We start from the raw sequence: 18,105 nt of genomic DNA, 5'->3' as shown, positions 1-18,105 counted from the left end.
CTGAATGAAGGGTTGTGCGGTGGCCGCATCGCGTTACCGTCGCAATCCGATACGAGTAACCCGTTGAGGGAGAGGGAAGAACTGTGCCCACGTCTGGCAGCCGCCTTTTCACCAGTGAGTCCGTGACCGAAGGTCATCCGGACAAGATCTGTGACGCCATCAGCGATTCCATCCTCGACGCCCTGCTCGCGGCGGATCCGCGCAGCCGGGTCGCGGTGGAAACTCTCGTGACCACCGGCCAGGTGCACGTCGCGGGTGAGGTCACCACGTCGGCTTATGCGGATATTCCGAAAATCGTCCGCGAAAAGGTTCTGGAAATCGGATACGACTCGTCCGCAAAGGGTTTCGACGGAAATTCCTGCGGTGTGAATATTGCGATCGGCGCACAGTCGCCGGATATTGCACAGGGCGTCGACACCTCGCACGAGGCGCGTACCGCCGGATCGGATGACGACATCGAGCGGCAGGGCGCCGGCGACCAGGGCCTGATGTTCGGCTATGCCAACACCGACACACCTGAGCTGATGCCGCTGCCGATCGCGCTTGCGCACCGGCTCTCGCGTCGGCTGACCGAGGTTCGCAAGTCGGGTGTGCTGCCGTACCTGCGTCCCGATGGTAAGACCCAGGTCACCATCGAATACGACGGCGACCGTCCGGTCCGCCTGGATACGGTCGTGATCTCCACGCAGCACGCCGCCGATATCGACCTGGACAACTTGCTGGCACCGGATATCCGCGAGAAGGTCGTCGACGTGGTGCTCGCCGATCTTGATCTGCCCGCGCCGCTGGATGTCTCCGATATCCGCCTGCTGGTGAACCCGACCGGCAAGTTCGTTCTCGGTGGTCCGATGGGTGATGCGGGCCTGACCGGCCGCAAGATCATCGTCGACACCTACGGCGGCATGGCTCGTCACGGTGGTGGCGCGTTCTCCGGTAAGGATCCGTCGAAGGTGGACCGCTCGGCCGCCTACGCCATGCGCTGGGTTGCCAAGAATGTCGTCGCGGCCGAACTCGCCGAGCGGGTCGAGGTCCAGGTCGCCTACGCCATCGGCAAGGCCGCACCAGTCGGTCTGTTCGTCGAGACCTTCGGTACCGAGAAGGTCGATCCGGCGCGCATCGCCACGGCCATCACCGAGGTCTTCGACCTGCGCCCCGGCGCGATCATCCGCGACCTCGACCTGCTGCGCCCGATCTACGCGCCGACCGCCGCGTACGGCCACTTCGGCCGCACCGACGTCGACCTGCCATGGGAACACACCGACCGCGCCGATAAGCTGCGTGCGGCCATCGGTCTGTAGGAGTAGCGGATATGGATACGCTGACCTGCCCTGGGAGGCTCTGCCTGATGCGCGCCGATAAGCTGCGCGCGGCCGTCGGCCTGTAGGTATATCGGGCCCGCGTGCACGAACCCACAGCGGACCTCACCGCCATGGCTTCCGCAGGTGCCGGAGCCACGGCGACGCACGATTCGACAGCAGCGGGACACCCGATCGCCCGGGTGCTCCCGCTGCTGTCGCCTGCCCACCTGGACCGCGACTTCGACTATCTGGTCCCCCTCGAGCTGGACGAAATCGCCCAACCCGGAGTCCGGGTCCGCATCCGTTTCGCGGGGCGACTCGTCGACGGGTATCTGCTGGCCCGCCTGTCTCACAGCGACCACACCGGGAAAATGGTCAAACTCGAACGCGTGGTCTCCGCCGAACGCGTCCTGACCCCGGAAATCCTGAAACTGGCCACCGCCGTAGCTGCCCGCTACGCAGGGACCCGCGCGGATGTCCTGCGGCTCGCGATTCCGCCCCGACATGCGCGCACCGAGAACGGCGGTTCGAAGAAGTCGGCTGAACCCGAAGGACCGCAGGAGGATTCGACCGAATCGACTGATGACGGCTCCGGTCGGTCTGCGAGTCGCACGACGCAGGCGGCACCTTCGCGCGGGCGAGCTCGCGCATCCGGCACCTTGCATGCGCCGCTTGATAGCGATCTCGCCGACGATTTCGCCGCGTCCGTTGATACGGTCGCGGCGCTCGACCATTCCGTCGATGCGCCGACGGTGGCTGGCGAGGACGAGGCGGTCGACGTTCGCGATCGGTTCCCTACTGCGGCTCCGGTGCCCTCGCGATCGGCCGATCATGTGATGGCTGCCGGTGCTGGATCGGAGTCGCTATCAGCGGATTCGGTCGAATCGGTGGCGGATTCTGGTGCCGTGACGTCGGCAGCGCAGGACGGTGCCGGTTCTGTCGCTGCCGCCCACGGACGAGGTGAGGCGGAATCGGAGGGTGCTGACGCGGCGGTGGGTGAGCGCGCTGTCGTTGCTGCTGAATCGGCGAATGTTGCTGCGGTGCTGGCTGATTCGGGCGACACCGGTTTGCCGGACGGTGGGGAACTGCGGCCTTGGGAGCGGTATATCCATGGGGCGGCGTTTGTGTCGGCGCTGGGGCAGGGGAAAGGGGTGCGGGCGGGGTGGCAGGCGGTGCCGGGGGAGGATTGGCCGCGGCGGTTGGCGGAGTTGGCGGCGGTTGTCGTCGGCCGGGGACGCAGTGCGATTCTGATGGTCCCGGATCAACGGGATCTGGATCGGGTACTGGCGGAATGTGTTCGGCTGGTGGGGGATTCGGCGGTCGGGTTGGCTGCCGGGTTGGGGCCGGCCGCGCGGTATCGACGGTGGTTGGCAGCATTGCGTGGGACCGCACGGGTGATTGTCGGGACACGCAGTGCGGTGTTCGCTCCTGCGGTTGATCTCGGGTTGATCGCGATCTGGGACGACGGCGACGACACCTATGCCGAGCCCAGAGCGCCGTATTCGCATGCGCGCGAGGTCGCGATGCTGCGGGCACATGAGGCCGGGGCGGCATTCGTCGCGGCCGGATTCGCGCGGACGGCGGAGATCCAGGCGGTGGTGGATTCGGGGTGGGCGCACGATCTGGTCGCCGATCGTGCTGTGGTGCGCAAATTTTCCCCGCGCATCAGCGCACCGGGTGACTCAGATATCGCGATGGAGCGTGACCCGGTCGCGCGAGCGGTCCGCATTCCCGCCGTTGGTTACGCTGCCGCGCGGTCTGCGCTCAATGAAGGTGCCGCAGTGCTGGTGCAGGTGCCGCGGCGGGGATACATTCCTGCGCTGGCCTGCGCGAAATGCCGTACGCCCGCACGATGTCGGCACTGCAATGGCCCACTTTCCTTGCCGGACGGGCGAGCTGGGCATCGCGGCGAGACCGCGCACAGTCCAGCGTGCCGTTGGTGCGGTATCACCGAGGCCGCATTCCGCTGTCCGGCTTGTGCTTCCAGAGCGCTACGTGCGGTGGTGATCGGTGCGGTCCGAACCGCTGAGGAACTCGGTCGGGCTTTTCCCGGCGTACCGATTCGCGGATCCAGCGGCGGCGCGGTACTCGACACGGTGGAGCCGGGACCGCAGGTGATCGTGGCGACCGTCGGCGCCGAACCGGTGCTGCGTGGCGGCTACGGCGTCGCACTGCTGCTCGACGGTTGGGCGCTGCTGAGCCGCGCGGACCTGCGCGCCGCCGAGGACACTCTGCGCCGCTGGATGTCGGCGGCCACCCTGGTGCGCAATCACGGCCAGGTCATCGTCATGGCCGAACCTTCGCTACCTACCGTCCAGGCGCTACTGCGCTGGGATCCGGTCGGCCATGCCCGCGCCGAGGTGGCCAGCCGCGCCGAGGTCGGCTTTCCACCCGCCGTCCGCATGGCCGCCATCGACGGTACCCCCGACTCCATCAGCGAATTGCTTTCCGCCGCAAAGCTTCCCGACAACGTCAACCTCCTCGGCCCAGTGCCTCTCCCACCCGGCGCCCGCAAACCCTTCGACAGCGGCGATACCCCCGCCGAAGTCGAACGCATGCTCCTGCGGGTAGACCGCACCTCCGGCGCAGCCCTCGCCCGCGCTCTCACCGCCGCCCAGGCCGTCCGCAGCACCCACCGCTCCGACGCTCCCCTCCGCGTCCAAATCGACCCGGTCGACATCGGCTGAGCCCCAACGAGAGCCTGGCGCTCACCGTCGCCGACGACCACGTCCAACTCGCGCAGAACGGGCGCGAACAGTAAGAGCGCGGTCTGTGAACTTGTCAGTCCGGCGTGGTCCGTACCGGCTGCCGAGGGCGATGAATTTCGACCGGATGGCGCGTCTGTTCTGGTGAGCGTCGTAGGACGTCGTACGACGCTGCCCGGCACCAGACACTACGAGAGGACACCATGACGACCATTCCGAACGACCCAACCACCGTGCAGACCCTCAGCCGGCATGACCACCACCACTGAGACGCCTGTGTCGGCGGCATCGGCAAAAGGTTTGCCGGTACTCGTCATGCCCAGCTGCTCGCCCGCGGCGTCGATGTGCGAGATCGCAAGGGCGAACGGCAGATTCGAGTTGCTGGCCAGGGTTAGCCGAAGATGGCGCGATTGCGTTGCGCCCATTCGGCATACGAGGTCGCCGGCCGCCCGAGCACCTGTTCGGCATCGGTGCTGACCTGCTGCTCGGCAGGCGTCGGCGTGCCGAGGATATCGAGCGTGCCATCCGCCACATCCTCCGGCATGAATCGCAACATGCCGGAACGCGCCTGCTCACGGGTCAATTCGACAAACCGCAGCGAGATTCCCAGCGCCTCTTCGACGGCATGGGCCTGTTGGCGCGGACTGATCGCGGCGGGACCGGTCAGTTCATAGGTGCGTCCGGAATGGCCGTCCGTGCGCAATACGGTTGCGGCGACCTCGGCGATATCTTCGGGATCGATGGCGGGCAGTGCGGTATCGGCGAAGGGGGCGGCAATCACCTGCTCGGCCCGGATCGACTCGATCCACGCGTAGGTGTTGGAGAAGAATCCGGTCGGCCGCAGAATCGTCCAGTCCAACTCCGATCGCTGCAGCGCGGACTCGAACGCATGCAGTCGCGCATGTGAGGGCAGTCCGGGCCGGGTACCCGTCGCCTGCGACGACAGCAGCACCACCTTCTTGACCCCACCCGCCGCGGCGACCTCGACGAACCGCGCCGGATCCGGTCCGGTCACCAGCTGTGGTCCGGTCAGCAGCAGGAAGAGCGCATCCGCGTTTTCGACTGCGGGGGAGAGGCTTTCGGGATCGGCAAGATCGGCCCGCCGATGCCGCACCCCATCGGGCACGACGATGTCCTGATTGCCGCGGGATACGGCGATCACCTGCTCACCGGCGGCGGCGAGGTGCCGCACGAGGGTGCGTCCGATATTGCCGGTCGCTCCGGTCACTACGATCACATTCACTCCTGAGTTAGTTGGCTGACTTAAACGAACGTAGCCGATGGATCCGACGCTTGTCTATAGTTAGTTGCATGACTAACTCGGTCGAAGGGCGGCGCGCGACGCCCAAGGCGGGCAAGCGTGAACGCCTCGCCGCCGCGGCCGCCCAGGTGTTCCACGAGCAGGGTGTCGAGAAGACGACCATCGCCGATATTGCGCGGGTCGCCGAGGTTCCGCTCGGCAATGTGTACTACTACTTCAAGACCAAGGATCAGCTGGTCGAGGCGGCGCTCGGCGCGCATGCGCAGACACTGCAGGAGTTGATCACGGTGCTCGAGCAGTACGGCGAGCCGCGAGACCGGCTGAAGGCGCTGGTCCGCGGCTGGGTCGACCAGCGTGACCGCGCCGTGCAATTCGGTTGCCCCACTGGAACTTTGGCCTCGGAGCTGGGTAAACGTGGCGACGGCCTGGAGTTGGCATCGGCGGCGAGTATTCGCACGCTGCTCGACTGGATCGAACAGCAGTTCACGGCTATGGGTCGTGTGGATGCGGGGGAGCTCGCGGTGGCGCTGTTCGCCGCCTACCAGGGGATCTCGTTGCTGGCCAATACCTTCCGCGATCCGGAACTCATGGTGACCGAGGGGCAACGGCTCGAGCGCTGGATCGATTCGCTTGCGCCATAACTGGTAGCTGGATGCTTGCCCATCATTGCCAGTACTCCGCAACGGCGTCATTGCGTTCAGAGTTGGGGGATTTCGTTTTCCGGCCGTCCGCAGCGGATTCTGGCGAGGATGTGGGCGTGCTGATGGGCTACGTCCGCGATGCCGACCACAGTGAACTGGCGATCCTCGACGCCGAGACGCTGGAGACGATGGCGAGTGTCCGACTGCCGCGCCGTGTTCCGTCGGGCTTCCATGGGAATTGGGTGCCGACCGCCACCCAACGCTTCGACTTGCCGCGTGACATTCGGTGGTGACTTGCTCCACGAGTGCCACCCGCTCATGTGACAAGTCCCTACGCGGGCTGCACATCGACCGATGTGCGGCCCGCTCCTCGTTTCGGAGCGCTCGGTCGGTTCGTGTTGTCCATCACTCTTGCGTGCGATGCATTGCCGATATATCGTCGATAGCGTGAGATATACACGAGAGCCCAAGGAGGCTGACATGGAAAACATCGAATACGGAGAATTCAGAGGTCGTGGCCGCTGGCGGAAGCCGGGGCACGACGAGGGTGACGCCGGTCGTCGCCAGCATCGCCGCGGTGGGCGGCACGGTTTCGGGCCCGAGTTCGGACCGGGCTTCGGTCCAGGTTTCGGACCCGGTTTCGGTCCGGGATTCGGACGTGGGCGCGGCCGCGGTGGCCGGGGCAGGCGCGGTGACGTGCGTGCCGCGGTGTTGTTGCTGCTCACCGAGCGTCCGATGCACGGCTACGAGCTGATCCAGCAGATCAGGGAGCGCAGCGACGATGTCTGGCGCCCGAGCCCGGGATCCATCTACCCGGCGCTCGCACAGCTCGAGGACGAGGGTCTGGTCCTCATCGAGAAGGTCGCCGGTCGTAAGACCGCGAAGCTGACCGACGCGGGCGAGACCTACGTCGCCGAGCATCGGGACGAACTCGGCGATCCCTGGGCCGATGTCAAGGAGGACGTCGGCACCCAGGCGATGGATCTGCGCGCGCTTATCGGGCAGTTAATGGGTGCGGCCGCTCAGGTCGCGGCGGCGGGCACTCCGCAGCAGGCGGCTCGGGCCGCGGAGGTGCTCACCGAGGCGCGTAAATCGCTATACCGCATTCTCGCCGAGGACGATGCCCCCGAAAAGTGATGGCAATGTGAAACATCGCCCGAGCGTGCACTTTTCGAGCGGATCGGGTACATCATTGTGATATGGAACAGCCGAGTGGTCAGTGGGGTTGGGGAGTATCACAGTTCAGGCGAGTGGTGTCTGCCGGTGTCTTGGCCGGAGCCGTCTTCTTCGGCTCCGGTGCGGCACCCATAGCGGGTGCCGAACCAGCTGATCCTGCGCCAGTGAGTGGCCAGATCGCCGGATATCGTCCGCCGGATGTACCCACCCAAATCGGTCCGTCCCAATCGGACCATCTGGCCGCGGCGGTGTATCAGAAGGCGCACAAGAACGTGGCCCCGGCTGGTACCAACAACTTCGACTGCAAGCCGACCGCCGAGCATCCCCGCCCGGTCGTCCTGGCGCACGGCACCGATTCCTCGGCGTACTCCGACTGGGCGGCCATCGGCCCGCAGATCTCGGCGCTCGGCTTCTGTGTCTTCGCACTCAACTACGGCGGTGCACCCGGCAAAGACACCTGGGGCACCGAGGATATGTGGGTGAGCGCCTACCAGTTCGGCGCATTCGTCGACCAGGTGCTGGCCGCCACCAATGCCGCCCAGGTCGATATCGTCGGATTTTCCCAGGGCGCCAACGTCACTCGCTACTACGTGAACAAGCTCGGTGGTGCGCCGAAGGTCGGTCGGTGGATCGGCCTCGCATCGCCGAGCTACGGCGGGGTGATGTACGGACTGGTGCCGATGGCGCAGTCGATTCCGGGTGTGCTGCAGGCCTTCGCGCAGGTCACGTCACTCGCGGCGGTGCAGCAGGTGCAGGGGTCGTCGCTGATGGTCGAACTGAATGCGGGCGGTGACACCGTGCCCGGCCCGCACTACGTGACCATCGGCAGCCGCGTCGACGAGATGATCCAGCCGTTCAGCAACATTGCACTGCACGGCCCGAACGTGGAGAACATCGCACTGCAGGACGAATGCGCGGTTGACCAGACCGGTCACTTCCACATGGTCTACGACCCATTCGTGCAGGAGCTGTTGCTGAAAACGCTGGACCCGGTCCACGCACCGGCTCCGACGTGTCGAGAGGTGCCGCTCGGCACCGGCATTCCCGAGGTCATCATCGCCGGACATTCCTGACGGCCGCAGTTCGGGCGACCGGGCGGAGATATCGACCCGCCGCCCGACTCAGCTGTCCATGCCGGACTTACGCCATATGGGCGGATGCGTAGGTGGCGGCCGAAGTCGAGTCTCGAATCCCGTTGAGCCGGATGCGAGTACTTTCCACGGCGATCGGCGTCGCTGACAAGAGTGGTATCGAAGCGCTGACGATGTGTCGGTTGGCGGAACTGCTCGGGGTCGAGGCGATGTCGCTGTCGTGGCGAACAAGGAAGGGAAACCTCAGGGCGCTTACCGAGCTCATCGAGGACGCAAAGATCAGTCCGGGCATAGACCAGACCTATCCATTCACCGAAATACCTGCGGCCGTGCGCTACCAGGAGGAAGGCCACGCCACGGGAAAGGTGGTCGTGGTCAACGACTAGCGGATCAACCGCGCCTGCCGTGCAGGTAGTCGCTGACCACGGCGGCGCCGAGTCCGTCCAGGTCCGGGGCAACGACGCGACCGCCGCTGCGGCGGGCCACCAAATCGACGAATGCGGCCAGGCTCGGGTCCTCGCCGAGCATGAAGACGGTGACCGATGCACCGAGTTTGGCGAGGGCGTCGACCTGGGCCATTGTCACGGCCAGGGTGCGCGGTGCGGTCGGCCAATTGAAGTGCGCCGCACCGTTCGGTTCCAGGTGAGCGGTCGGCTCGCCATCGGTCACGACGAGCACGACGGGCACCGCGTCCGGATGTCTGCGCAGATGGCGTGCGGCCAGCAGCAATGCGTGGTGCAGGTTGGTGCCCTGTTCCCAAACGCCTTCCAGCGCAGTCAGTTCGCCGATATCGACGGTGGCGGCGTGCCGGCCGAAGGTGATCAGGCTCAGTGCGTCGGAGCGGAACCGGGTGCTGATCAGCTGATGTACCGCGAGGGCAGTGCGCTTCATCGGCAGCCATCTGCCCTCCTGCACCATCGACCACGAGGTGTCGACGCAGAGCGCAACAGCGGCACGGGAGCGCTGTTCGGTTTCCATGATCTCGACATCGGACACGTCGAGCGTGACATCGCGACGGCCGACCGACATCGACCGCAGCACCGCATTGCGCACGGTCCTCGGTACGTCCCACGGTTCGGTATCGCCGAACTGCCATGCCCGGGTGGCGCCGGTCGGCTCGCCCGCCGCACCGGCCAACCGGGTATCGCGCTCGCCGCGTCGGGACCGCAACTGCCCAATCACATCGCGCAGCGCGGTCTCACCGAGCCGTCGTAAAGCCTTGGGCGTCAACCGAAGTGAGCCGTCCGGTGCCCGTTCGAATACGCCCTGTCTGCGCAGTTCGCGTTCCAGTTCGGCCAGCCGGGCGGCATCCACGCTCGCGTCGTCGCCGAGCTGGCGGGCCAAGGCGTCCAGATCGATATCCTCGAGGCTGGCGCCCGGATAGGACTGGCTGAGCTGTTCGGCCAGCGCGTCGAGTTCGGCGAGATCCTGCAGGGCTTGGGTGCCCGCACCGAGGCCCAACGGATCGTTGCCGCGAAACCGCTGGGCGGAGTCCCAGTCCTCGCCCGGCCGCAGCGCCCGCAGCGCGGCGTCGAGGGCGGCGACCTGCTGGGCGATGCGCGGATCGCCGAATGCCTGCCCGATCAGCTCGGCCAGTTCGGCCTGCTGCTCGGCGGACATCGAGTTCAACATGCGCTGTGCGGCGGCGGACCTGGCGGCGAGCGCGTCGATCAGCTCATCGGTATTGCGCGGATTCTCCGGGAAGAATTCGCCGTGCTCGGCCATGAATTCGGCGAATTGCTGTTCGGTGTCCTCGCCACGTGCATGTGCCGCGAGCAGGTCGTTCAGATCGGACAGCATCCGTCCGACGTGCTCGACATCCTCGGGAGTGGTGTTCTCCAGGGCCTGTTTCATGCCCTGGAACCGGGATTCGAGCAGTTCCTGACCGAGCAGCTCACGGATCTTCTGGTAGTTCTCCCTGCCGGTCTCGGATCGCCACTGGTAATCGGCGAGCTCGTTGACGGCCGCCGCGGTGCTCGGCGGCAATGCGTCCAGCTGTGCCTCGGCAAACCTGGCGTCGTCGGCGGGATCCGGAAACAGTTCGCGGCGCTCGGCTTTCAGAGCCTGCTCCAGCAGTTCACGGACCTGTTGCAGGGTGCCGTCCAGTCGGTGTCGTCTACTGATCTCGGCGCGGCGCTGCCACACCTGCCGGGTGAGCTCATCCAGCCCCCGCATTTCGCGCATACCGCGGCGCAGCAACTCCTCCAGTGCGGTGCGGGGGGAGCTGCCCTCCATCACGTCGCGCCCGATCTGGTCCAGCGCCTCGCGCAGATCGAGCGGAGGCGCCAGTGGATCGGGTCCGTCGTGATAGGGCCCGTAGGCGTAGCGGTCGGGGGCGGTCATGAGCCGTACACCGCGACGCCGTCGTCAGAATCCTTGGCTATCTGACGAGCCAGGTAGAGGGCTTCCAGCGCGAATTCGACCGCCGACGCGATCCGGGCCGGCGGTTCGTCGGCGCCGACGCCGAGTCGACGTGCGACCTCGTGCAGGACAGGCAGTTCCGGCAACGCGGACAGCACATCCTTACCTGGGATGCGCTCGCCGGTGGTGACCAGATGGCCGTCGCCGACCGCCTCCGCCAACGGCCGCAGATTCAGCCCACCGAGCAGCGCACTCCCGGCCTCGGCGAACGAACGCCGCATCAGGTGCGTGAGATGCTCCTGCTCACGCCCTTCCTCCCCGGATTCGAATTCCAGCTTGCCGCGCAATACCGCGGGTACGGATTCGAGGTCGACGGGTCGCGCGACCGCGGGACGCTCACCGGTCAGCGCCGATCTGCGTAGTGCGGCAGCTGCCACCGTCTCGGCGGCGGCCACCGCGAATCGCGCGGATACGCCGGAGCGCTGGTCGATCGCGGACGATTCGCGCAGATGCCGCACGAACCTGGCCAGCACCTCGATCAGCGGGTCGCCGACCTCGGCCACCAGTTCGGCCTCCTGCCGGACCAGCGCCACCTCGGCCGACACGCTCAGTGGGTAGTGGGTGCGGATCTCAGCGCCGAACCGGTCCTTCAGCGGGGTGATGATCCGGCCGCGGTTGGTGTAATCCTCGGGGTTGGCGGTAGCGACGAGCAGCACGTCGAGGGGTAGTCGGAGGGTGTAACCACGGACCTGGATATCGCGCTCCTCCATCACATTCAGCAGCGCGACCTGGATGCGTTCGGCGAGATCGGGCAGTTCGTTGATGGCCACGATGCCGCGGTGGGCGCGCGGTACGAGCCCGAAGTGGATGGTTTCGGGATCGCCGAGGCTGCGGCCCTCGGCCACCTTGACCGGATCGACATCACCGATCAGGTCACCGACCGAGGTGTCCGGGGTTGCGAGCTTCTCCGCGTAGCGCTCCGAGCGGTGCCGCCAGGTGACCGGCAGGTCGTCGCCCAACTCCTCGGCCAATCGGCGACCGGCCGGGCTGATCGGCGCGAGCGGATGCTCGCCCAATTCGGTACCCGCGATGACCGGTGTCCATTCGTCGAGCAGGCCGATCATGGTGCGCAGCAGCCGGGTCTTGCCCTGACCGCGCTCGCCGAGCAGTACGACATCGTGGCCGGCCAGCAGCGCACGTTCCAGCTGCGGCAGGACGGTCCGATCGAAGCCGACGATGCCCGGCCACGGATCATCGCCGGAACCCAACCGGGACAACAGGTTCTCGCGAATCTCGGACTTCACGCTGCGCGGCAGATGGCCGCCCGCGCGCAACTCGCCGACAGTGGTCGGCAGGTGCTCAGGAACAATCACCCCATCGACGCTACGTCGGTTCGGCGACGCGGTCGACGTTCAGCGTGCTCGGAAACAAGCCGGAAATAACCTTGACAAGCACGGGCGGCCGGGCGGAGGGGTGAACACCCCGCCCGGACCGCACTGGAGTTCTACCAGCTTTTTCCCATTCGGTCGGGGAGATCGGTGTGAACGATGTCGCTCTCTAGAATGAATCGACCGTGTTCATCGTTTTGGGGAGCCGCCACCGTGACCATTCAGCCCGTTCGCCTCTTCGGCGATCCCATCCTGCGATCACGTGCGGCGGAGGTCACCGAATTCGATCGTGAGCTGCGGCAGTTGGTCACCGACCTGACCGAGACCATGCACGATGACGGCGGGGTCGGGATGGCAGCGCCGCAGATCGGTGTCGGTCTGCGGGTTTTCGTGTACGACACCGAGGACGCCAGGGGACATCTGATCAATCCGACCTATGAGGTAGTGGGTGCGGAGGAGCAGGTCGGGCCCGAGGGCTGCCTGTCGATTCCCGGGCTGCGCTATGACACGCGCCGCGCGCTGCGGGTGCGGGCCGCCGGTGTCGATGTGAACGGTAAGCCGGTAGAATTCGCGGCCGAGGGCCTGCTGGCCCGCTGCGTACAGCACGAGACCGATCATTTGGACGGTGTGCTGTTCATCGATCGGCTCGATCCCGCGCAGCGCAAGGAAGCGATGCGCACCATTCGCGAATCCGATTGGTTCAGCGCGGGTATCACCGTGCGCAGTTCGCGTGCGCTCGGCTCGACCGAGGCCGGACCGTTCGGACGGGGTCGCTGATGCGCATTGTCTTCGCGGGCACACCGGAACCGGCGGTCCCGTCGCTGCAGCGTTTCATCGATTCGGAGCGGCACGAGGTGCTCGCCGTGCTGACCCGCCCCGATGCCATCGCGGGGCGCGGACGCAAAGTGCAGCGGTCGCCGGTCGGGCGGCTCGCCGATGAGCACGGCATTCCCGTGCTGACGCCGCGGCGCCCGGCCGAGCCCGAATTCATCGAGCGGCTCACCGAACTGGCGCCCGACTGCTGTCCGGTCGTGGCCTACGGTGCGCTGCTGCCGCAGCAGGTGCTCGATATTCCGCGCTTCGGCTGGATCAATCTGCACTTCTCGCTGCTGCCCGCGTGGCGTGGCGCGGCTCCGGTGCAGGCGGCGATCGACGCGGGCGACGAGATCACCGGCGCGTCCACGTTCCAGATCGAGGCGGGCCTGGACACCGGCCCGGTGTTCGGCGTGGTGACCGAAAAGATCGCGGTGACCGATACCGCGGGCGCGCTGCTCGACCGGCTCGCGAAGACCGGGGCGGTGCTGCTCGAGAAGACGCTCGACGGCGTGGAAGACGGGACGCTGCAAGCGGTTCCACAAGCGCAAGACGGTGTTTCCTATGCACCCAAGGTGCCGGTCGAGGCCGGGCATATCCGCTGGGATCAGCCCGCGCTGGCGATCAACCGCCGCATTCGCTCGGTCACCCCCGCACCCGGTGCCTGGACCGAGGTGAACGGCACCCGCTTGAAGGTCGGTCCCGTCGAGATGGTCGAGGAAGTCGTGCCGGAACGGACGATCGAGGTCCGCAAGTCCGGCGTGTTCGTCGGCACCGCAACCACAGCGGTCCGTCTCGATCAGGTTCAGCCGCAAGGCAAACGCATGATGTCGGCCCTCGACTGGGCCCGCGGTGCGCGCCTGCAGGCCGGCGCGGTGGTCGAGTGACCACGCCGAATCGCAAGTCCGCCGTCGACGCTGGTTGGCTCGCCCGCGCGACGTCAGCGAAAAGTGGTGCACAACAGAAGAATTCGCAGTCCATCCGGCGCGACGACGAAGCCCGACCGTGGCGCACCGACCAGATCCGCGGCGCTGCGCCGCGGACCCAATCAGAGCGGCGGAATATGACCGATCAGCGCAAGTCCGCATCATCGGGGGACGGTTTGTCGCGGCGCAAAGGCTCGGGCTCGGCGCAGGGCAAAGGCTCGGTGCGCGGTGGATGGCAGGGCGGTGGAGCCGGCGGGAAGGACGATCCGGCGAGGCGTGGCGATGCGGCGTCCAGTGGGCAGCGGCGGGCCAACCGTCCGGCGAAGTCCGGTTCGGCCGGGTCGAACGAGGGGCGACAGGCTGCGGGTGGTGATGAGCGGCGTTCGAATCGTGCGCGGGGTTCGGCTGCAACGGCAGGCCGAGCCGGTGGCGCTTCGGACAGGCGTGTCGATGCAACGAAAGGTCGTGGGCGGCAAAAGGATTCGGCAGCACACGGCGATCCGGTGCGGCTTGCGGCGCGGGATGTGTTGCGGGCGGTGCGGGAGCGGGAGGCTTACGCGAATCTTGTGCTGCCAGGTCTGCTGCGGGAGCGGCGGATTTCGGGGCGGGATGCGGCGTTGGCGACTGAACTGACCTACGGGTCCTGCCGTTCGCTCGGGCTGCTGGATGCAGTGATCGCGGCGGGTGCTGGGCGGCCGGTTGACGAGATCGATGGGCCGCTGCTGGATGTGCTGCGGCTCGGGGTGTATCAGTTGCTGCGTACCCGGATCGGGGCGCATGCGGCGGTGGATACGTCGGTGGCATTGGCTCGCACGGAATTCGGCGCGGGCAAAGCAGGTTTCGTGAATGCCGTGCTGCGGCGGGCGGGGGAGAAGTCCGTCGACGAGTGGGTGGATGAACTCGCGCCGCGAGATCCGGTGGGCCGGTTGGCATTCGAATTCGCGCATCCGGTGTGGATCGCGCAGGCGTTCGCGGATGCGCTCGGCGCGCGTGCCGGGGAGCTGCGGGACGTGCTGGCAGCCGACGATGCTCGTCCGATCGTGCATCTGGTGGCTCGTCCCGGCGATATCACCGCCGAGGAACTGGCCCTGGTGACGGGCGGCGAAGAGGGCAAGTGGTCGCCGTACGCGGTCTACCTCGACGGCGGCGGCGATCCCGGCAAGCTGGAGCCGGTCCGCGAGGGTATGGCGGCAGTACAGGACGAGGGCAGTCAACTCGTCGCACTCGCGCTGACCCGCGCGGAACTGGATGGTCCGGACAACGGCCGTTGGCTCGACCTGTGCGCCGGACCCGGCGGCAAGGCGGCTCTGCTCGGCGCGATCGCCGCAATCGACGGCCATCGGGTGGACGCGGTCGAACCGGCCGAACACCGCGCCGAGCTGGTCCGCAAGACCGTTCACGACCTACCGGTGGACGTGCACGTCGCCGACGGCCGCAATAGCGGCCTCACTCCTGGCTACGACCGGATCCTCGTAGACGCCCCGTGTACCGGCCTCGGCGCACTGCGTCGCCGCCCGGAGGCCCGCTGGCGGCGTACGCCCGCCGACGTCGCCGAACTGGTCGTCCTGCAACGCGAACTCCTCGCCGCCGCGTGGGATCTCCTGCGCCCCGGCGGCGTCGTCCTCTACTCGACCTGCTCCCCACACCTCTTGGAGACCGTCGCGGTTGTCGTCGACGCTGCCCGGCGCACCGGCGCCATCCAACTCGACACCCGCGACCTCCTCCCCGGCGTCCCCGATATCGGCGATGGCCCAGGCGCCCAACTCTGGCCCCACCGCCACGGCACCGACGCAATGTTCCTCGCCGCCTTGCGCAAGCCTCTCGAGTAGCACGTGATCCGAGACGCCTCTGGCAACCTGCCAGGGGCGATTTGGCAGTCGGCCTGGTAGCGGACCACATGCGGTTTGTCGCGCATCCTCATGGACTCGCCGCACGTGTGCCGCATCAACATCGGCGGGTCCTGCATCGGTCGGCCCGAAAAGACCGCCGCAAGTCCACACTCCGAGGCGACATTCGTCCAAGACTCGGGCAGGTCGGCGGCGCAGACTGATCGCATGGCGATGACATGGGCACAGGTGGTGGTGCTGGCGACCGAACTTCCCGAGGTGGCGGAATCGACGTGGTGGCGCAGTCCCGCGCTGAAGGTGAGCGGTAAGGGGTTCGCGCGGTTGCGGTCGGAGGCCGAGGGGGGACTCGTGCTGCTGTGCGAGATGGTGGAGAAGGAGGCCATGCTCGCCTCCGGTGACCCGGCCTTCTACACCACCCCGCACTATGACGGATATCCCTACATCCTCATCGACCTCGACCGGATCGAGCCCGATCAACTCCGCGAGCTGCTCGACGCCGCCTGGTGGTTGTCGGCGCCCGCGAAACTCCGGAAACAGCAGGCGCACTGACTCCGTTCAGTCGCGGGCTGACTGTTCGCGCAGGCGGGCAAGGGTTTTTGCGAGAATGCGCGAGACGTGCATCTGCGAGATACCCATGCGCTGGGCGATCTGGGTCTGCGTCATCGACTCGAAGAACCGCATGGTGAGGATACGGCGTTCGCGTTCCGGAAGTCCGGCGAGCAGCGGACGGATCGCGACATACTCTTCCACCCGGTCGAATTGGGATTCCTCCTCGCCGAGGGTGTCCAGCAGCGATGCCTCGGTATCGCGGCCAAGTGAGGCGGCGTCGATGGAGCTCGGCTGGTAGGCGTTGCCCGCGATGACGGCCTGGGTCACCTCGTCGGGATCCACATCGAGTTCGGCCGCAATCTCTTTCGCGGTTGGCGAGCGGCCGAGGGATTGTGAGAGTGCGTCGATGGCCGCGCCGATGCGCAGATGAGTCTCCTTCACCCGTCTCGGTACCCGCATGGCCCAGGTGTTGTCGCGAAAATAGCGACGCACCTCACCCATGATCGTCGGCACCGCGAATGACAGGAAGTTCGAGCCGCGCGAAACATCGAAACGGTCCACCGCGTGCACCAAACCGACCCGCGCCACCTGCGTGAGATCGTCGAACGGCTCACCGCGCCCACTGAATTTGCGGGCGATGTGATCCGCGAGCGGAATGCACCGGCTGATCAGCTCGGCACGCAATGCGGTATGCCGCGCGGTACCCGGTTTGCTGGCGGCGAGCTGCTCGAACAGCGCGCCGACATCGTCGTAACCCGCACCGGACGCTTGGAGGGTTTCGACTTCCTCGGCGGCCTCTTCGGTCAGCACGGGTTCGGCGTCGTCGTCCCGCTCGGCGTTGGACACGGTTTTCTCGTCCGCCACTACGCTTTCCCCCGGACCCGACGGAACTCCACCGTCGTCGGATATCCGGATGCGGCCGAGTCGAATGGGTCCTGTGTCGCTTGTACTTCATCGGTGAGGGTGCGCAGCACATGCCAGCCGAAGCTGCGCTGATCCGGCAGCCCCTCCGTCCCGGCGAGGCCGGTGACCTTGACGAGCAATTCGGTGTCACCCACGGTGAACCGGCAGTGCAGGCTGGTCGCCGGTGCTGCGACCGCGATCAGCGTCGAGCACACCTCGTCCACGGCCAGCCGGATGTCGGCCACCTCGTCGAGGGTGAAATCGCTGAGCAGCACCAGTGTTTCGGCGAGCCCGCGCACGATCGGCAGCTGCGTCACCGACGCAGCCACCCGAATCTCCACCGGGGTGCTGTAGAGCCCCTGTTCCGCCGAAATGTTGATCACCCTATGCAGGCTACCCACTCCCGGCCGGAGCAACCCTAGGTACCGGTAAGCTCCCGCGATGTGTCCTCTTCGACGTTTACGCGCCCTACCACGCCGATGATCGCCCCGTCCATCCTCTCCGCCGACTTCGCACGCCTCGCGGATGAGGCGAATGCAGTGCATGGTGCGGATTGGTTGCATGTCGATGTGATGGACGCACACTTCGTGCCGAATCTCACTCTCGGACTCCCCGTGGTCGAAAGTCTGTTGAAGGCCACCGACATTCCGCTCGACTGCCATCTGATGATCGAGGATCCGGCCCGCTGGGCTCCGCCCTACGCGGAGGCGGGTGCGTACAACGTCACTTTCCATGCCGAGGCGACCGACGATCCGATCGCTGTCGCGCGCGATATTCGCGCGGCCGGCGCCAAGGCCGGTCTTTCGGTGAAGCCGAATACGCCGATCGAGCCGTATCTGGAAATCCTGCGCGACTTCGACACATTGCTGGTGATGAGCGTGGAGCCGGGCTTCGGCGGACAGTCGTTCATTGCGGGTGTGCTGGAAAAGGCGCGGATCGTGCGTCGACTGGTGGACGCGGGCGAACTGCGGTTGATCGTGGAAATCGACGGTGGCATCAATGCCGACACGATCGAGGCCGCCGCGGAAGCGGGCATCGATTGTTTCGTCGCCGGATCTGCGGTCTACAACACCGCCGATCCGGGTGCGGCCGTGGAAAAGCTGCGGCAGCAGGCCGCGGCACTGCGCAGCTCCTAGGACGCGAATC

General features: G+C 66.7%; 17 protein-coding genes. 12 read left to right on the top strand and 5 right to left on the bottom strand.

Annotated elements, in window-relative coordinates; translation table 11 throughout:
* The first annotated feature begins 83 nt into the window (after nt 1-83).
* Entirely contained in the window at nt 84-1,298 is a 1,215-nt protein-coding gene (metK, locus tag OIE68_RS14690) for a methionine adenosyltransferase (protein WP_327099927.1), read from the top strand.
* A gap of 131 nt (nt 1,299-1,429) precedes the next feature.
* Nucleotides 1,430-3,985, top strand: coding sequence for a primosomal protein N' (locus tag OIE68_RS14685; RefSeq protein WP_327101674.1), 2,556 nt, complete (start codon nt 1,430-1,432; stop codon nt 3,983-3,985).
* A gap of 409 nt (nt 3,986-4,394) precedes the next feature.
* Here OIE68_RS14685 and OIE68_RS14680 read toward each other — a convergent pair whose 3' ends face one another.
* Entirely contained in the window at nt 4,395-5,240 is an 846-nt protein-coding gene (locus OIE68_RS14680; RefSeq protein WP_327099926.1) for an NAD(P)H-binding protein, read from the bottom strand.
* A gap of 74 nt (nt 5,241-5,314) precedes the next feature.
* Between OIE68_RS14680 and OIE68_RS14675 the strand changes: the two genes are divergently transcribed.
* The 5 genes from OIE68_RS14675 to OIE68_RS14655 all read left to right on the top strand — a co-directional run bounded on the left by OIE68_RS14675 (nt 5,315) and on the right by OIE68_RS14655 (nt 8,558).
* Nucleotides 5,315-5,905: a TetR/AcrR family transcriptional regulator gene (locus OIE68_RS14675; protein WP_327099925.1), complete on the top strand. Its 591-nt coding sequence runs from the start codon at nt 5,315-5,317 to the stop codon at nt 5,903-5,905.
* 62 nt (nt 5,906-5,967) lie between these two features.
* The gene (locus OIE68_RS14670; RefSeq protein ID WP_419150706.1) at nt 5,968-6,198 is read left to right on the top strand and encodes a carotenoid oxygenase family protein; all 231 of its coding nucleotides are present in this window, start codon (nt 5,968-5,970) and stop codon (nt 6,196-6,198) included.
* A gap of 187 nt (nt 6,199-6,385) precedes the next feature.
* Nucleotides 6,386-7,042 carry a PadR family transcriptional regulator gene (locus OIE68_RS14665; RefSeq protein ID WP_327099924.1) on the top strand — a complete coding sequence of 219 codons (657 nt, stop codon included), beginning with the start codon at nt 6,386-6,388 and terminating at the stop codon, nt 7,040-7,042.
* Nucleotides 7,043-7,245: 203 nt separating this feature from the next.
* A complete protein-coding gene (locus OIE68_RS14660; protein ID WP_419150705.1) occupies nt 7,246-8,154 on the top strand; it encodes an esterase/lipase family protein in 909 nt (302 codons plus the stop codon).
* Nucleotides 8,155-8,246: 92 nt separating this feature from the next.
* Nucleotides 8,247-8,558 carry a zinc-binding dehydrogenase gene (locus OIE68_RS14655; protein WP_419150704.1) on the top strand — a complete coding sequence of 104 codons (312 nt, stop codon included), beginning with the start codon at nt 8,247-8,249 and terminating at the stop codon, nt 8,556-8,558.
* Nucleotides 8,559-8,562: 4 nt separating this feature from the next.
* On the opposite strand, the gene OIE68_RS14650 is transcribed toward OIE68_RS14655, so the two are convergent.
* Together OIE68_RS14650 and OIE68_RS14645 are read right to left on the bottom strand one after the other, a co-directional pair.
* Nucleotides 8,563-10,515 carry a VWA domain-containing protein gene (locus OIE68_RS14650; RefSeq protein ID WP_327099922.1) on the bottom strand — a complete coding sequence of 651 codons (1,953 nt, stop codon included), beginning with the start codon at nt 10,513-10,515 and terminating at the stop codon, nt 8,563-8,565.
* Nucleotides 10,512-11,906, bottom strand: coding sequence for an ATP-binding protein (locus tag OIE68_RS14645; RefSeq protein ID WP_327099921.1), 1,395 nt, complete (start codon nt 11,904-11,906; stop codon nt 10,512-10,514). Before OIE68_RS14645 ends, OIE68_RS14650 begins: the two co-directional genes overlap by 4 nt.
* 228 nt (nt 11,907-12,134) lie before the next feature.
* Between OIE68_RS14645 and def the strand changes: the two genes are divergently transcribed.
* From def to OIE68_RS14625, 4 genes are all read left to right on the top strand, one after another.
* Nucleotides 12,135-12,698, top strand: a complete 564-nt coding sequence (gene def / locus OIE68_RS14640; RefSeq protein WP_040692128.1) for a peptide deformylase — start codon at nt 12,135-12,137, stop codon at nt 12,696-12,698.
* Entirely contained in the window at nt 12,698-13,621 is a 924-nt protein-coding gene (fmt, locus tag OIE68_RS14635) for a methionyl-tRNA formyltransferase (RefSeq protein ID WP_327099920.1), read from the top strand. Before def ends, fmt begins: the two co-directional genes overlap by 1 nt.
* A gap of 542 nt (nt 13,622-14,163) precedes the next feature.
* Nucleotides 14,164-15,489 carry an RsmB/NOP family class I SAM-dependent RNA methyltransferase gene (locus tag OIE68_RS14630; protein ID WP_327101672.1) on the top strand — a complete coding sequence of 442 codons (1,326 nt, stop codon included), beginning with the start codon at nt 14,164-14,166 and terminating at the stop codon, nt 15,487-15,489.
* A 225-nt stretch (nt 15,490-15,714) separates the two neighbouring features.
* On the top strand, nt 15,715-16,056 hold the full coding sequence (locus tag OIE68_RS14625; protein WP_327099919.1) for an MmcQ/YjbR family DNA-binding protein: 342 nt from the start codon (nt 15,715-15,717) through the stop codon (nt 16,054-16,056).
* A 6-nt stretch (nt 16,057-16,062) separates the two neighbouring features.
* Here OIE68_RS14625 and OIE68_RS14620 read toward each other — a convergent pair whose 3' ends face one another.
* Complete coding sequence (locus OIE68_RS14620; protein ID WP_419150770.1) at nt 16,063-16,866, bottom strand: RNA polymerase sigma factor SigF; 804 nt, start codon at nt 16,864-16,866, stop codon at nt 16,063-16,065.
* Between the two features lie 53 nt (nt 16,867-16,919).
* Nucleotides 16,920-17,342, bottom strand: coding sequence for an ATP-binding protein (locus OIE68_RS14615; protein WP_040692115.1), 423 nt, complete (start codon nt 17,340-17,342; stop codon nt 16,920-16,922).
* 96 nt (nt 17,343-17,438) lie between these two features.
* Here OIE68_RS14615 and rpe point away from each other — a divergent pair, with 96 nt between their 5' ends.
* A complete protein-coding gene (gene rpe, locus OIE68_RS14610) occupies nt 17,439-18,095 on the top strand; it encodes a ribulose-phosphate 3-epimerase (RefSeq protein WP_327101671.1) in 657 nt (218 codons plus the stop codon).
* The last annotated feature ends 10 nt before the right edge of the window (nt 18,096-18,105 follow it).

Origin of the sequence: Nocardia vinacea (assembly GCF_035920345.1) — a bacterium.
Lineage (GTDB): Bacteria > Actinomycetota > Actinomycetes > Mycobacteriales > Mycobacteriaceae > Nocardia > Nocardia vinacea_A.
Note: the sequence above shows the minus strand (reverse complement) of the source record. Positions and strands in the feature narration are given on the sequence as shown.

What these genes read in the sequence shown, in the direction of transcription:
- OIE68_RS14625 (WP_327099919.1), top strand. Translation starts at nt 15,715, where the DNA reads ATGGCGATGACATGGGCACAGGTGGTGGTGCTGGCGACCGAACTTCCC.
- fmt (WP_327099920.1), top strand. Translation starts at nt 12,698, where the DNA reads ATGCGCATTGTCTTCGCGGGCACACCGGAACCGGCGGTCCCGTCGCTG.
- OIE68_RS14685 (WP_327101674.1), top strand. Translation starts at nt 1,430, where the DNA reads ATGGCTTCCGCAGGTGCCGGAGCCACGGCGACGCACGATTCGACAGCA.
- OIE68_RS14665 (WP_327099924.1), top strand. Translation starts at nt 6,386, where the DNA reads ATGGAAAACATCGAATACGGAGAATTCAGAGGTCGTGGCCGCTGGCGG.
- OIE68_RS14650 (WP_327099922.1), bottom strand. Translation starts at nt 10,515, where the DNA reads ATGACCGCCCCCGACCGCTACGCCTACGGGCCCTATCACGACGGACCC.
- rpe (WP_327101671.1), top strand. Translation starts at nt 17,439, where the DNA reads ATGATCGCCCCGTCCATCCTCTCCGCCGACTTCGCACGCCTCGCGGAT.
- OIE68_RS14675 (WP_327099925.1), top strand. Translation starts at nt 5,315, where the DNA reads ATGACTAACTCGGTCGAAGGGCGGCGCGCGACGCCCAAGGCGGGCAAG.